This is a genomic window from Collinsella aerofaciens (genome assembly GCF_028206995.1).
GTDB lineage: Bacteria > Actinomycetota > Coriobacteriia > Coriobacteriales > Coriobacteriaceae > Collinsella > Collinsella aerofaciens_AQ.
In genome coordinates, this window is record NZ_JAQLFL010000011.1 from 40,992 (window position 1) to 55,280 (window position 14,289).

11 protein-coding genes and 1 tRNA gene are annotated in these 14,289 nt (G+C 59.2%); 11 read left to right on the forward strand and 1 reads right to left on the reverse strand.

Annotation, left to right across the window (positions count from 1 at the left end; all coding sequences use genetic code 11):
• Positions 1 to 171 precede the first annotated feature (171 nt).
• Positions 172 to 849: a copper homeostasis protein CutC gene (locus tag PMX60_RS08290; RefSeq protein WP_271747526.1), complete on the forward strand. Its 678-nt coding sequence runs from the start codon at positions 172 to 174 to the stop codon at positions 847 to 849.
• A 3-nt stretch (positions 850 to 852) separates the two neighbouring features.
• The gene (locus PMX60_RS08295) at positions 853 to 1,653 is read left to right on the forward strand and encodes a DUF4931 domain-containing protein (RefSeq protein WP_271747527.1); all 801 of its coding nucleotides are present in this window, start codon (positions 853 to 855) and stop codon (positions 1,651 to 1,653) included.
• A gap of 27 nt (positions 1,654 to 1,680) precedes the next feature.
• Here the strand turns inward: PMX60_RS08295 and PMX60_RS08300 are convergent, their stop codons facing one another.
• Positions 1,681 to 2,679 (reverse strand): bile acid:sodium symporter family protein, encoded by a 999-nt coding sequence (locus PMX60_RS08300; RefSeq protein ID WP_215673385.1) that lies wholly within the window; start codon positions 2,677 to 2,679, stop codon positions 1,681 to 1,683.
• Between the two features lie 276 nt (positions 2,680 to 2,955).
• Here PMX60_RS08300 and recJ point away from each other — a divergent pair, with 276 nt between their 5' ends.
• The 9 genes from recJ (at position 2,956) to rplT (ending at position 13,900) form a co-directional block, all read left to right on the forward strand.
• Complete coding sequence (gene recJ, locus PMX60_RS08305) at positions 2,956 to 6,243, forward strand: single-stranded-DNA-specific exonuclease RecJ (protein WP_271747528.1); 3,288 nt, start codon at positions 2,956 to 2,958, stop codon at positions 6,241 to 6,243.
• 15 nt (positions 6,244 to 6,258) lie between these two features.
• Complete coding sequence (locus PMX60_RS08310; protein WP_271747529.1) at positions 6,259 to 8,619, forward strand: RelA/SpoT family protein; 2,361 nt, start codon at positions 6,259 to 6,261, stop codon at positions 8,617 to 8,619.
• Between the two features lie 88 nt (positions 8,620 to 8,707).
• Positions 8,708 to 9,391: an MBL fold metallo-hydrolase gene (locus PMX60_RS08315; protein WP_334203716.1), complete on the forward strand. Its 684-nt coding sequence runs from the start codon at positions 8,708 to 8,710 to the stop codon at positions 9,389 to 9,391.
• 194 nt (positions 9,392 to 9,585) lie between these two features.
• Positions 9,586 to 10,452: a class II fructose-1,6-bisphosphate aldolase gene (fba, locus tag PMX60_RS08320; protein WP_217107712.1), complete on the forward strand. Its 867-nt coding sequence runs from the start codon at positions 9,586 to 9,588 to the stop codon at positions 10,450 to 10,452.
• A 255-nt stretch (positions 10,453 to 10,707) separates the two neighbouring features.
• Complete coding sequence (locus PMX60_RS08325; RefSeq protein ID WP_271747530.1) at positions 10,708 to 12,141, forward strand: transglutaminase-like domain-containing protein; 1,434 nt, start codon at positions 10,708 to 10,710, stop codon at positions 12,139 to 12,141.
• Between the two features lie 39 nt (positions 12,142 to 12,180).
• Positions 12,181 to 12,267: transfer RNA gene (locus PMX60_RS08330), tRNA-Leu, on the forward strand.
• A 433-nt stretch (positions 12,268 to 12,700) separates the two neighbouring features.
• Positions 12,701 to 13,270, forward strand: coding sequence for a translation initiation factor IF-3 (gene infC / locus PMX60_RS08335; RefSeq protein ID WP_006234423.1), 570 nt, complete (start codon positions 12,701 to 12,703; stop codon positions 13,268 to 13,270).
• 32 nt (positions 13,271 to 13,302) lie between these two features.
• Positions 13,303 to 13,494: a 50S ribosomal protein L35 gene (gene rpmI / locus PMX60_RS08340; RefSeq protein ID WP_006234422.1), complete on the forward strand. Its 192-nt coding sequence runs from the start codon at positions 13,303 to 13,305 to the stop codon at positions 13,492 to 13,494.
• Positions 13,495 to 13,540: 46 nt separating this feature from the next.
• Complete coding sequence (rplT, locus tag PMX60_RS08345) at positions 13,541 to 13,900, forward strand: 50S ribosomal protein L20 (protein ID WP_006234421.1); 360 nt, start codon at positions 13,541 to 13,543, stop codon at positions 13,898 to 13,900.
• Positions 13,901 to 14,289 lie beyond the last annotated feature (389 nt).

Below are 14,289 nucleotides of genomic sequence, written 5' to 3' on the forward strand. Positions count from 1 at the left end.
TGTCCGTCCTCTGCCTGCGGCGTTACTTTGGTTCTGCCCCCTTTATGTTGCGGTGGAATAGGGACTAAATGGGAGTCTAAGAGGCCAAAACAGTCCCTATTCCACCGCAACTTCATGGGGATGTGTGAAAATGCCCGTCGGAAAACATCTGCTGTCTTTGGGGGTCTATCTATGGTGTACGAGTTTTGTGCCGAGAACTTTGAGCGGGTGCCGGCGGCTATCGATGCCGGTGCAAGGCGTATCGAGCTGTGCGACAACCTTGCCGTTGGTGGCACCACGCCTTCGGCCGGCGTTATCAGCGCTACGACCAACTATGCCCACGAGCACGATGCACGGGTGATGTGCATGATTCGCCCGCGTGGCGGCGACTTTCACTACAACCAGGACGAGCTGCGTATGATGGAGATGGACCTGGGCCTTGCCGTGAGCGCCGGCGTTGACGGCTTGGTCTTTGGCTGCTGCAAGCCCTGCGCTGGCGGATGGGCGCTCGACGAACTTACGCTTGGCGCCCTCGTGATGGCTGCGGGCTGCGCGACCGAGGAATGTAAGCGTGAGCCCATCGACATCACCTTCCACATGGCGTTTGACCAGCTCTCGCCCGAGGCTCAACTCGATGCCGTCGACACACTCGCCGATTGCGGCGTTACGCGCATCCTGACGCACGGCGGTGCCGCCGGCACGCCGATCGAGGACAACCTGGAGCATCTGTCGCGTCTTATCGAGTGTGCGGGAGACCGCCTGACCATCCTTCCCGGCGGCGGCATTTCCACGGCCAACCGCGATACCGTGGCGGCGGCACTGGGCGTCTCCGAGCTCCATGGCACCAAGATTGTGCCGCTGGAGGTATAACCCGTGGCGCTGGTATTTGACGTTCAGCAGGCGAACGGTAAGCCCGACGACAACCGTCGTCCCGGCACCGCGTGCCCCTTTTGCGATACCGAGGAACTCGCCAATATCATCCGGCGCGACGGTGACTGCATCTGGCTCGAGAATAAGTTTAAGACCTTGCGGGCCACTCGCCAGACCGTATTGATTGAGTCGTCCGACCACGACGCCGACCTGGTGACCTATGCGTCGGACGAGCTGCATCATGTTATGCGGTTTGCTCTGGATTGCTGGCAGCAGATGATTGACTCCCGGCAGTATCGCAGCGTTCTCATGTACAAGAACAAGGGCCCACTTTCGGGCGGCAGTCTGGTCCATCCGCACATGCAGATTGTGGGTTTGGAGCAGGAAGACGGCTACGCTTCGCTGATTTCTGCCAATTTCGAAGGCATCAATGTCTGGCGACAGGGGAGAATCGCGGTCAACATCTCAACCGAACCGATCATGGGGTTCTTTGAGATCAACGTTTCAGCCCCGCAGGGAATCGCCGCCAGCGATGACACGAGAGACCAAGCCGAGGCGGATCTCTTCGCCGACGCAATCCAGGTAGCTCTGCGCTATATCTTGCACGAGCACCATGGCGGTCGTGCAGAGTCGTACAACCTGTTCTTCTATCACATGAGCGGCCGGACCATTGCCAAGGCGCTTCCACGTTGGGTGGTTTCACCCTACTTTGTCGGGTATCGGCTGGCTCAGGTCAATGCTGAGACCACGCTCGATGTCGATGCGGAGCGACTCCGCGCACATCTGGAGGCGCTCACATCGTAAAGTGAGCGCCCGCACACTGCGGACGGTTTAGCGCGCCATTGCATCGCGGCCGGCCTCGACGCGCTTGCGCTGGGCGGCGCGCTCCTCGCCGGTCAGACGCTCAAAGAAGTGCCCGATAAGCGAGGCGAGCACCTGCTGAAACAACGTTCCACACATGACGGGAAACACAACTTCGCCCGGAAAGTATTGCGTGGCGATGACGGCGCCCGAAGAGATATTGCGCATGCCGCAGGTAAAGCACATGGTGGTCGTTTCGCTATATGGCAGATGCAGCGCGCGGGCGACCAGAATGCCGACGACAAAGCCGCTGATGGCGAAGACCAAAATAAAGAGGGCGACTTCCAAGCGCACCGCGTTCATGTGCAGCACGTACTCGCTCATGGCGGTGGAGTTGGAGGCGATAACACCCATCATCATGAACTTGCAGGCGGGCGAGAGCGCGGGGGAGAGTTTTTCGTGCCCCCATCCGCGCGTGAGCTCGTTGATCACGATGCCGAGCACGGCGGGGATGGCGATCATAAAGGCCATGTTCTGCATCATGCTCGGCACGTCGATCGAGACGGTGGCGCCCAGCAGGAGCTTGAGCGTAAGCGGAATCGTCACAGGGGAGATGACCGAGGACGTCAGGATGATGGTGAGCGCGAGCGGGCCGTTGCCGCCGAACATGCTGATCCACATAAAAGCGGTGACTGCCACGGGCACACTGTATTCGAGCACGATGCCGCAGACAAGGTTGGGGTTGGAACCAAAGAACAACGATCCCATGGCATAGGCCGCGATGGGAATAAGCGCCGCCGAGACCAACAACGCCAGAATCAGGTGCAGCGGACGGTGGAACACCTCGGCTACCTGGTGAAAAGTGTTGCTGAGCGCACCTTGGAACGTCATAAAGGCAAACAAGGTGGGAACGATGGGCTTGAGCACGCCGATTTGTTGGGGAAAGAGCACGCCGAGCGCCACGCAAATCGGAACGATGATTTGCATGTGCCCCGCGAGAAACTTGCCCAGTCCAACCCATTGTTTCATATGCTCTTGTGACTCCCTTTGCTCGTGAATCCGTTTTGACTGGATATGCTAGACGCTCACATGTGTCCGTGCGTCAGAAACGCTCGATTATTTCGAGGCTATTACCGGCATCGTTTACCGAAACCGCGGCGTGCTGCGGCGATTTGCGTCCGCGCCGCACGGTATAATAAATCCGTTCAACAGATCTGCCTGCCGAAGCGGGCGTACACAGAGGACTCATCGCTATGAACCGTGAGAGGTATCGCGGCGACCTGCCCCTATCGGGGGTGGGTGCCTATGTCATCGCTTAAGACGACGCATCGCTGGGCGGTCGCTCAGCAAAACCCCGAGCTCGAAAAGGAGCTTTCGGCTGGTCTGGGCATTCCCGGGCTGGTGGCGCGCATTATGGTCGCGCACGGCATTGGCTCAATCAAAGAGGGCCAATTGTTTTTGACGCCTTCGCTCGATCGCGACTGGGCCGACCCACTCATTATCCCGGGCATGTCGGTCGTTGCCGACCGCGTCGAGCGTGCTATTCGCAACCACGAGCACATTGCAGTCTTTGGCGATTTTGACGTTGACGGTATTACGTCGACCTGCCTGTTGACCGAGGCGCTGCGCACGTTTGGCGCCGATGTCACGCCGTTTATTCCGCATCGCTTTGATGAGGGCTACGGTCTTTCGCGCGCGGCGCTCGACCGCGTTAACGAGCTCGCTCGCCCCCAGCTGATCGTGACCGTCGATAACGGCATTGCCGCCAAGGAAGAGGTTTCCTATCTGAAGAGCCTGGGGATCGATTTGGTGGTCACGGACCATCACGAGCCCTCCGATCAGGTGCCGCAGGGCGTACCCCTGACCGACCCTAAGCTCGATGACGATGGTCCTTCGCGTGAGCTTGCCGGTGCCGGCGTGGCACTCAAGTTGGTGCAAGTCCTGGGCGAGCGTCTGGGCAAGCCGTCGTATTGGCGTTCGCTAATCGAGGTCGCGGCGCTGGGCACCGTGTCCGACATGATGCCGCTCACGCCCGAGAACCGCGCGCTGGTTGCCGAGGGCATCCAGCAGATGCGCGTAACCGCTCGCCCGGGCTATATCGCGCTTGCCGCGCTCGCCAAGGCGGACCTTTCGAGCATTACGGCGGATGGCCTGTCATTCTCGCTCATTCCCCGCTTAAACGCTGCCGGGCGCATGGCTGATCCCAAGCTGGCGCTCGACCTGCTGCTTGCCCGCGATCCCATCGAAGCAAGCGCACTGGCGGCTGAGCTCGAGGAAATCAACCGCCAGCGCCGTGAGATCGAGGCGGAGCTCACGCGCGATGCCATGGCAAAGGTCGAGGAGACCTATGACGGCGGACGCGCGATCGTCGTGGGCGGCGAAGGCTGGCACGAGGGCGTCAAGGGCATCGTGGCAAGCCGTCTGACCAACCGCTACCACGTGCCGGCGCTGCTGTTCTCGATCGAGGACGGTATCGCGCGCGGCTCTGGTCGCTCGGTGGGCAAAGTTAACCTGTTTGACGCCATCGAACGCTGTTCCGACCTGATGATTCGTCGCGGCGGACATGCCGGTGCGGTGGGTGTGACCATCGAGGCATCCAAGCTCGATGAGTTCCGCCGTCGCCTTTCCGTCGTGTTGTCCGAGCTTCCCGCCGAGGACTTTGAGGACACCGACGAGGTTGCCGCCACGGTCGACCTTTCCGAATTGAATATCGAGACCATCGAGCAGATTTCCCGCCTTGAGCCGTTTGGCCAGGGTAATAAGGTGCCGCTGCTGGCTGCCGAGGGCGTGACGATGTGTGATCGCGCCGTGGTGGGTAAGACCGGCGAGCACATGCGCTTTGTGGCGACCGATGGCGCCGCGAGTGTGCCGGCTATTATGTTCCGCGTGCCGCAAATCGATAAGCTCATCAACTGCGATAGCGCTGTCGACTTGGTGTTCGAGGCCGTTGCCGAGCATTGGCAGGGTCGTGTGAAGCCCAAGCTCATGGTCAAGGATGTTCTGGTCCGCGATACCACGCTGCCCAGCGTCGACGATCCGGCATGCGAGCTTCGTCGTGGCGTGCAGCCGGCGGATTCCGGCCTGCGCTTGGAGTCGCGCAAGCGCGAGACGCTCGCCCAGCTTTCCTATACCGAGCTCACGCGCTCGCTTATCCATAGCTTTATCGGCTCGAACCAGCCACATCGCGCGCAGGTCGAGGCGCTCGATGCCCTGGCCGATCACCAAAGTGTTCTGGCCGTTATGGGAACGGGGCGCGGCAAGTCGCTCATCTTCCATGTGCATGCCGCGCGTGAGGCGGTGCTTCGCGGACGTTCGAGCATCTTTGTCTATCCGCTGCGTGCGCTCGTTGCCGACCAGGCCTATCACCTCTCGTCGACGATGGCAGCGCTCGGTATTGGTGTTGACGTGCTGACCGGCGAGACCGTGGAGGCCGCACGCGATGATGTGTTCGCCGGCCTAGCTTCGGGCCGCACCGGTATCGTGCTCACGACGCCCGAGTTCCTATCTATCCACCGTGACCGCTTCGCACGTTCGGGCCGCATCGGCTTTGTCGTTATCGACGAGGCGCACCACGCCGGCCTTGCCAAGGGCGGCGACCGCAGCGCCTATCTCGACATGCCCGATATCCTCAAAGCCCTGGGCGACCCGGTCGTTATGGCTGCGACGGCCACCGCGACGGCTCCGGTCGTGGCCGAGCTTGCCCGCATGCTGCCGATCACTCGCACGGTGGTCGACGAGACGGTGCGCGAGAACCTGCGGCTCGAGGACGACCGTGATCTTGCAAGTCGCGAGAACCGTTTGGTGTCGATTGTGGCGACGGGGGAAAAGACCGTCATCTACGTCAATTCGTGCGACCAGTCCGTGGCGCTCGCCAAGACGTTGCGCAAGCGTGTGCCCGATTGCGCAACCCATATCGCGTTCTATAACGCGGGGCTTGCGCGTTCCGATCGCCGTCGCGTGGAGGAAGCATTCCGAGACGGAAGCCTCAGCTGCATCGTCTCGACATCTGCCTTTGGCGAGGGCGTCAACCTTCCCGATATTCGCCATGTCGTGCTCTATCACATGCCGTTTGGCGGCATTGAGTTTAACCAGATGAGCGGCCGTGCCGGTCGCGATGGCCAGCCCGCCGTGATCCATCTGCTCTATTCGTCGCGCGACGCCCGCATTAACGAGCGCCTACTCGACTGCTATGCGCCCGAGCGCGACGAGCTCGTCACGCTCTATCGCGCGCTGCAGACCATGTGGCGCTCCAACCGCGGCAAAACCGGGGACGATTCCTTTAGCGCGAGCGATATCGACATCGCACAGATGTGCCTTGCCATCGATGCTCGCACGCCGGTCGACGAGCGTTCGGTGGAAAGCGGCCTGGGAATCTTCGAAGAGCTTGGTTTTTGTCGAGTTTCGGGGTTTGACGACACCCGTCGCATCGCGATGGCCGAAAACCCCGGCCGCGTGCAATTGAGTAGGTCAATTCGCTATTTGGAGGGCTTGCGCTCGCGCATGGAGTTTTCGGCTTTCCGGAGCTGGGCGCTCGATTCGTGCGCTTCTGATATGCTAGCCAAAGTTAACCGCCCGATCGTACCGCGGGCCTAGGGGAAGGGGACCTCGATGGATGCCGCAGCCCGTACCGCCCATGATTCCACCCTCCAGCCGTTTTCGGAGATGGAGCACTATAAGCATGCCGATGAGCTGCCGCCCGAGATTGTGGCGGACAGCTACGACAAGCTGGAGCGCCTGTGCCTCAAATATATGAATGAGGACGACTTCTCCAAGGTGGAGCAGGCCTACTGCTTTGCCGCCGAGAAGCACTGCAACCAAAAGCGCCGCTCGGGCGAGATGTACATTAACCATCCCGTCGAGGTTGCCATCATTTTGGCCGATCTCAAGATGGACTGCGATGTGGTGTGCGCCGCGCTGCTGCACGATACCGTTGAGGATACAGAGACCTCGCTTGCCGATGTTTCCGGCCTGTTTGGCGATACGGTGGCCGAGCTCGTCGATGGCGTGACCAAGCTCACCAACATCGAAGTCGACAGCATGGACGAGAAGCAGGCCCTCACGCTGCGCAAGATGTTCCTCGCCATGTCCAAGGACATCCGCGTCATCATCGTTAAACTTGCCGACCGTCTGCACAACATGCGAACGCTGGCAGCCCTGCGCGAGGATCGTCGCCTGTTTAAGGCTCGCGAGACCATGGACGTGTATGCGCCCCTGGCCGACCGTCTGGGCATGAGCTCCATTAAATGGGAGCTCGAGGACCTGTCCTTCTTCTACCTTGAACCCGACGCCTACCAGCGCATCGCGCGCATGGTGGCGGAGTCGCGCGAGGTCCGTGAGCGCTATCTGGCCGAGACCATCAAGACACTCACCGACGAACTCAACCGCATTGGCCTGGAGGACTTCCAGATTAACGGCCGTTCCAAGCACTATTGGTCCATCTACCAAAAGATGAAGCGCAAGGGCAAGGAATTCTCCGAGATCTACGACCTGGTGGCACTGCGTGTCATCACGCATTCGGTGCGCGATTGCTACTCCACGCTCGGCGCGGTGCATACGCTGTGGCACCCCATGCCCGGTCGCTTTAAAGACTATATCGCCATGCCCAAGGTCAATAACTACCAGTCGCTCCACACGACGGTCATCGGCCCCACGGCCCGTCCGCTCGAGATTCAGATTCGAACCTACGAGATGCATGAGCAGGCCGAGTACGGCATTGCCGCCCACTGGCTATACAAGAAGTCGGGCGGATCGTCTGCTTCCAAGACCAATGACGCTCAACGTTTGGACGACCAGATCAACTGGCTCAAGCATTCGCTCGATTGGGCTGCGTCTGATGAGATCACCGACGCCAAGGAATACCTGCATTCGCTGAAGGTCGACCTCTTCGATCAGGAGATCTTCGTCTTTACGCCCAAGGGCGAGGTCATGGCGCTTCGTGCCGGCTCCACGCCGCTCGACTTTGCCTATGCCGTTCACACCGAGGTGGGAAACCATTGCGTCGGCGCCAAAATCAACGGTGCGGTGGCTCCGCTCACGCACGAGATTAAGACGGGTGACCGTGTCGAGATCCTGACTAACAAGAGTTCCAAGCCGTCGCGTGATTGGCTCAAGATCGTTAAGACGCCTTCCGCCAAGTCAAAGATCCGCCGCTATTTTGCCGCTGCGACCAAGGATGACGACGCTGCTGCCGGCCGCGATATGCTGGCCAAGGACCTGCGGAAGCGTGGCTATGGCATTTCTACGCCGCGTTCGACGCGTGCGCTCAACGCCGTAGCGGAGCAGTTTAACTTCAAGCAGCTCGAGGACCTGTTTGCCGCCGTCGGCGCCGGCAAGGTTGCCCCGCGCGCTGTGGGCAATAAGGTCGAGCAAATCTTGGACCCCAAGCCCGAGGAACAGCTCACCAAGGCCGAGGCTATCGCCGAGGTCGTGAAACAGCCTGCTCGCGGCTCCAACCGCAAGCCGCAAAAGCGCGGCAAGAGCGCAAGTAACGGCATTATCGTCAAGGGCGAGAGCAACAGCGGCCTGCTGGTCCGTCTGGCTCATTGCTGCAACCCCGTGACGGGCGACGACATCGTCGGCTTCATCACGCGCGGTCGTGGCGTTTCGGTACATCGCGCCAACTGCCCCAACGTCAAGGGTCTTATGGAACATCCCGAGCGCATGATCGATGTGGAGTGGGACGGCGCTGTCGACACCCTCTTCCAGGTCGAGATCGTGGTCGAGTGCTTGGACCGTATGGGCCTGCTCAAGGATGTCACCATTGCCATTGGCGATGCGGGCGGCAATATCCTTTCTGCCGCCACGTCGACCAACCGCGAGGGTATTGCAACCCTGCGCTTTATGGTCGAGATCTCGGACGCGAGTGGTCTGGATCCGCTGCTGGCTTCCATCAGCAGTGTCGATTCGGTCTACGACGCTCGCCGTCTTATGCCCGGCGAAGGCGGAGCTCAGCTCAAGCGCCGTGTGTAGGTGCGAGAGCCTCTCAGCATCATAGATATTGGTTACGTTCGAGGCATCGTTTGGTGCCTCGAACGTATTTTAGAAGGAGGGTATGCGCATGGGCGATATGACTTTGGACCTGACACCCCGAGGTGCGGCTTCGATTGAGGCGCTCGTCAACGGCCCCATTCAGACCAACAGTTACGCCGTGATTTCGAATGACGAGTGCTTAATCGTCGATCCGGCGTGGGAGGGCGAGTGTCTTGTGGAGCATATCCGCACCGCGCATCCTGAGGTGCGCGTACTCGGCTCTGTCTGCACGCACGGTCATGCCGACCATGTTGGCGGGGTTGCCGGGGTTCGAGCTGTCGTTGGCGACAGCGCGCTATATGAGTTGTGCGCTAAGGACGTGACGGTACCTCGCGCAAATATCGAGGAGCAGCGCGCCATGTGGGGTATCGAGACACCCGATCCGGGTGAGCCGACGCGTTTGCTTGCCGAGGGCGATACAATCGAGGTGGGCGACGTCTGCCTGCAGGTGATCGAGACGCCGGGGCATACGCCGGGCGGCATCGTCCTGTTCGCCGCGACCGAGCGGGGGAACATCGCCTTTGTGGGCGACACGCTTTTCCCGGGCAGCCACGGTCGTACCGATCTTTCCGGCGGTGACGAGGCGGCGATTATGCGCTCGCTCTCCAAACTTGCCAAGATGCTTCCGCCCGATACCGTTTGCTTGACGGGCCATGGCGATTCGACCACGATGGCGCGCGAACTTATGCAGAACCCGTTTATGCAGATGTAGGCTCGAAGCCGTCGTCCGAACCACGAAGACCGCTCAATCGTCAAGCTATTTTCCCCAGTGGGTCGATTCTGTGGGGCAAACGGTCAAAATTTGTCCAATCGGATGGTATTCGTGAACAAACGGACGTTTATGCTCGGGTATGTCGTGGTAAAATCTCAGGCGTTATCGGAGCAACCTTACAGGAGGTTTCTTTTATGCTCGTCAACGCAGCAGACATGCTCAAGAAGGCCGAGGCCGGCAAGTACGGTCTCGGTGCCTTCAACACCAACAACCTCGAGTGGACCCTGGCTATTCTCCAGGCCGCCGAGGAGGCCAAGTCTCCGCTGATCCTTCAGTGCACCGCTGGTGCCGCTAAGTGGATGGGCGGTTTCAAGGTCTGCGCCGACATGGTCAAGGCTGCCGTCGAGGCCACGGGCGTTACCGTTCCCGTCGCCCTTCACCTCGATCACGGTTCTTACGAGGACTGCTTCAAGTGCATCGAGGCCGGCTTCACGTCCATCATGTATGACGGCTCTCACGAGGAGACCTTCCAGCTTAACCTCGACCGCACCAAGGAGCTCGTTGAGCTTGCCCACTCCAAGGGCATGTCCATCGAGGCCGAGGTCGGCGGCATCGGCGGCACCGAGGACGGCGTGACCTCCAGCGGCGAGCTCGCTGATCCTGCTGAGTGCAAGCAGATTGCTGACCTGGGCGTCGACTTCCTCGCCTGCGGTATCGGCAACATCCACGGCGTGTACCCTGCCGACTGGGCTGGCCTTTCCTTCGAGCGCCTGGGCGAGATTAAGGCTCAGACCGGCGACCTGCCCCTCGTCCTGCACGGTGGCACCGGCATCCCCGAGGATCAGATCAAGAAGGCCATCTCCCTGGGTATCTCCAAGATCAACGTCAACACCGATCTGCAGCTCGTCTTCGCCAAGGGCGTTCGCGAGTATATCGAGGCTGGCAAGGATCAGCAGGGCAAGGGCTTTGACCCCCGCAAGCTCCTCAAGCCTGGTCGCGAGAACATCGTTGCCCGCACCAAGGAGCTCATGGAGGAGTTTGGCTCCGTCAACAAGGCGTAAGTAGCGGTTTAACTTCCCGCCGGAGGCCCCGTTCACCCTACGCTTTTCCCTTGCGCTCACCTGACTTTGCCAGAAGTCGCGCAATGGGAAAAGCTCCGGGTGAACGGGGCCTCCTTTGTTAACTCGCTACAGGGTTACTGGGCTGAATTCATTTTTAGAGGTACCGTTTATCGGTGTTGAGGGTTCCTTTATTGGGGCTTTCTTTTTTATCTCGCTACAATGGGCTTCAAGAGTTCTAATGACTTGGAGTTTGGTATGGCTGTTATTAATGTGCTGCCTTCGGATGGGAAGGTCATTGACGAGGGTCCTGTTGGTTGCTCTGTTGATGTTTGCTGTGATGATTTCCGTCATCTCGATATTGGACTGCCGCCCGAGATTCTTCGTCTCAAGGATGCCGGATATTTGACGCAGGCTGTTGCGGCTTGTGATCGTCTTTTGGGGCAGAATCCCGATCCCTCGCTTGCTGCCTGCGTTCGTGCCGAGCGGTATCGCATGCTTGAGACGCCGCTTCTTTTTTCGGTGTCGCGCGATCGGGCTATTGCGATGATTCGCGAGGAGTGGCCTGAGTTTACCGAGGAGCAGTTTGACGATCTGATTGACCGTAAGCGTATTGACTGGCGCTTTATCGATGGCGAGCTGTTCGTTCTCGACAACTTCCTCGATTCGCTTCGCGTATATCCCAAAGAGGTCCCCGGCATGCGTCCCGATCCTACGGACGGAATTGCACTGCGCAACGAGATGCTCAAGGAGATGGAGTCACAAAACGGATTGACTCGCGTTATTACGCTTAAGGCGTCCTTGTCTGTCCCCGGCGCTCTAGAGGGGGAGACCGTTCGCGCTTGGCTTCCCGTAGCCGCCACCTGCCGCCAACAGTCTCAGGTCGAGATTCTCGACATGACGCCGGAGGGTGCTGTTGCTCCCGCGAACGCTTCGGCGCGTACCGCCTCGTGGTCTTCTTCGAGTGAGCGCTCATTCTCGGTGACTTATCGTTATCACATCGATGCTGCTTATTGTGATGTCTACGGTGGCACACTTCCGGTTCATCCGCGTATGGACGCGCCTCTGCCCGAGGATATTTCCGAGGACCGTCCGCACATTGCATTTACGCCGTATCTGCAGCAGCTGACGGCCAGCGTTGTTGGCGGACTCGAGGATCCGCTCGATCGCGCCCGTGCTATCTATGATTGCCTGACGCAGTATATCGACTATCGCTATCAGCCGCCGTACTTGCTTTTGGGATCTATTGCCGATGACTGCGCGCATTCGCTCCGCGGCGATTGCGGCGTTATGGCGCTCACGTTTATCACCATGTGCCGTATCGCGGACGTGCCTGCCCGTTGGCAGAGCGGCCTCTACGTTGCGCCCGATTCGGTGGGGTCGCACGACTGGGCAGAGTTCTATACGCCGCAGACCGGTTGGCTCAACGCCGACGTGTCATTTGGATCTTCTGCTCGCAGGATGGGGGAGGAGTGGCGCCGCCGTCACTACTTTGGCAATCTCGACCCATGGCGTATGGTGGCCAACAATCGATTCCAGGCAGAGTTTGAGCCCTCTTTCGACGGCATGCGCGAGGACCCTTACGATAACCAGATGGGTGAGGCTTCGGTCGACGGTCGCGGATGCCGTCAGCGCGAGATGCTACGCACGGTCGAACTCATCGAAATGTTCGAAGTTCCATTTTCGGACTAATCGGTAGAAAGCTGTGATAAACTAACTCACGCATTACGTGCCCGAGTGGCGGAATTGGCAGACGCAGTGGACTCAAAATCCACCGTTGGCAACAACGTGCGAGTTCGAGTCTCGCCTCGGGCACCATACATGCAAGTGAGCGTTCGAGGGGGGTTGCGGCCCCCTTTTTCGTGCCGAACTCGCGTGAGCGCGCGAAGCGTTAAGCAAACAGGCCTGTGGCCTGTTTGTAGCGGAGCGTGGCGAGGGCGCCGCGCGCCCGAAGCCCGGGGCTTCGCGAAGCGAAGGCCCTTCGAGTCTCGCCTCGGGCACCATACATGCAAGTGAGCGTTCAAGGGGGTTGCGGCCCCCTTTTTCGTGTACGTAATGTGATAACGCGCTGTACGTGTTATTATTCGCAAGGCGTTGTTCCCGCAATGCCCTAAAGAGGAACCCGAGGGTTCCCACCTTTTGGCGCCAATGAGCAGCTGACTGGTCATACAACTTAGATTCCCTTCCTCAAATCGAGGAACTCTATGTGTACGACCTGGTTGCTGAGAAGCGCCGGGTTATTTTTTTATGAATGGAGGTAGGGAAAATAGCTAAGTCTGATGACACCCGCATCAACGACGAGATTACTGCATCTTCGTGCCGTTTGATTGGCGTCGATGGCTCTCAGCTCGGCCTGTTCGCCATCCGCGATGCCCAGCGTGTCGCCGACGATCAGGGTCTCGACCTGGTCGAGATCGCTCCCAACGCGGAGCCGCCGGTCTGCAAGGTCATGGACTACGGTAAGTTCAAGTACCAGCAGGCCATGAAGGCCAAGGCTGCTCGTAAGAACCAGTCCAAGGTCGAGGTCAAGGAAATGAAGTTCCGACCCAAGATCGACGTTGGCGACTACGAGACCAAGAAGGGCCACGTTCTGCGTTTCCTCAAGAAGGGCGCACGCGTTAAGATCACCATCATGTTCCGCGGCCGTGAGATGGCTCACCCGGAGCAGGGCCTTAACGTTCTCGAGCGTCTCGCCGAGGATCTCAAGCCTTACGCTACGGTCGAGTCTAAGCCTAAGATGGAAGGCCGTAACATGCTTATGCTGCTCGCCCCGATTAAGGGCGCCTTCGATGAGGATAAAGCGGCAAGCGATACCAAGTAACTAGTGTTCTGTAACCGATTAAGGAGTATTTCATGCCTAAGATGAAGTCCCACAGCGGCACCAAGAAGCGTTTCCGCAAGACTGGCACCGGCAAGCTTATGCGCGCCAAGGCTTTCAAGAGCCACATCCTGAGCAAGAAGTCCACCAAGCGTAAGCGTGGCTTCCGTCAGGAGACCGAGATCGCCGCTGCCGACCGCAAGGTCATCAAGTCGCGTCTCGCCTAAGTTCGCGTTCCCGTTTTTCGTTTTACAGTCTAGGAGTTGATAGAACATGGCACGTATTAAGCGCGCTGTTGCCGCCAAGAAGAAGCGCCGTACCGTTATGCACCGTGCGAAGGGTTACTACGGTGCCGCTTCGCGTACTTACAAGCATGCTAAAGAGCAGGTCCAGCACTCTCTGCAGTATCAGTATCGTGATCGCCGCAATAAGAAGCGCGAGATCCGTTCTCTCTGGATCACTCGTATCAACGCTGCTGCTCGTCTGAACGACATCTCTTACTCTCAGTTCATGCACGGCCTGAAGGTTGCCGGCATCGAGCTCGACCGCAAGGTCCTGGCTCAGATGGCTTACGAGGACATCGAGTCCTTCAACGAGCTGGCTACCATCGCCAAGAAGGCTCTCGAGGCCTAATAGATTCTCTTGAATCGCTAGGGGAGTGTCGCGTTGTGCGCGGCGCTCCCTCTTTTTATCTGAAGCGCGGTTTACATTGCTAAAAGCGCGGGTAGATAAACACTTACAGGTGACCGATCTTTATATATCTTTTAACCGAAGGGTCATCATCTGATACGTGCAGTATTTCTGCACCAGCCTTTCTATGACATATATAGGAAGCGATGTATTGTGTAGGACTTGTGAAGAGTGGAATTCCCGCCCCCGGGGCCCCTCCGGTCTGGCAATATATCTCCTTGCCGCGCGGCCCGGTGCAACCGGGAACCGGCGCAGGCGTGCACCTTGAGAACCGGATACTGCGAGGATGGACACACCAGATGTGTCGCATCCGGGCAGACATCGAACCATTT

What these genes read in the sequence shown, in the direction of transcription:
- PMX60_RS08290 (WP_271747526.1), top strand. Translation starts at nt 172, where the DNA reads ATGGTGTACGAGTTTTGTGCCGAGAACTTTGAGCGGGTGCCGGCGGCT.
- PMX60_RS08300 (WP_215673385.1), bottom strand. Translation starts at nt 2,679, where the DNA reads ATGAAACAATGGGTTGGACTGGGCAAGTTTCTCGCGGGGCACATGCAA.
- recJ (WP_271747528.1), top strand. Translation starts at nt 2,956, where the DNA reads ATGTCATCGCTTAAGACGACGCATCGCTGGGCGGTCGCTCAGCAAAAC.
- PMX60_RS08310 (WP_271747529.1), top strand. Translation starts at nt 6,259, where the DNA reads ATGGATGCCGCAGCCCGTACCGCCCATGATTCCACCCTCCAGCCGTTT.
- PMX60_RS08315 (WP_334203716.1), top strand. Translation starts at nt 8,708, where the DNA reads ATGGGCGATATGACTTTGGACCTGACACCCCGAGGTGCGGCTTCGATT.
- fba (WP_217107712.1), top strand. Translation starts at nt 9,586, where the DNA reads ATGCTCGTCAACGCAGCAGACATGCTCAAGAAGGCCGAGGCCGGCAAG.
- PMX60_RS08325 (WP_271747530.1), top strand. Translation starts at nt 10,708, where the DNA reads ATGGCTGTTATTAATGTGCTGCCTTCGGATGGGAAGGTCATTGACGAG.
- infC (WP_006234423.1), top strand. Translation starts at nt 12,701, where the DNA reads ATGGAGGTAGGGAAAATAGCTAAGTCTGATGACACCCGCATCAACGAC.
- rpmI (WP_006234422.1), top strand. Translation starts at nt 13,303, where the DNA reads ATGCCTAAGATGAAGTCCCACAGCGGCACCAAGAAGCGTTTCCGCAAG.
- rplT (WP_006234421.1), top strand. Translation starts at nt 13,541, where the DNA reads ATGGCACGTATTAAGCGCGCTGTTGCCGCCAAGAAGAAGCGCCGTACC.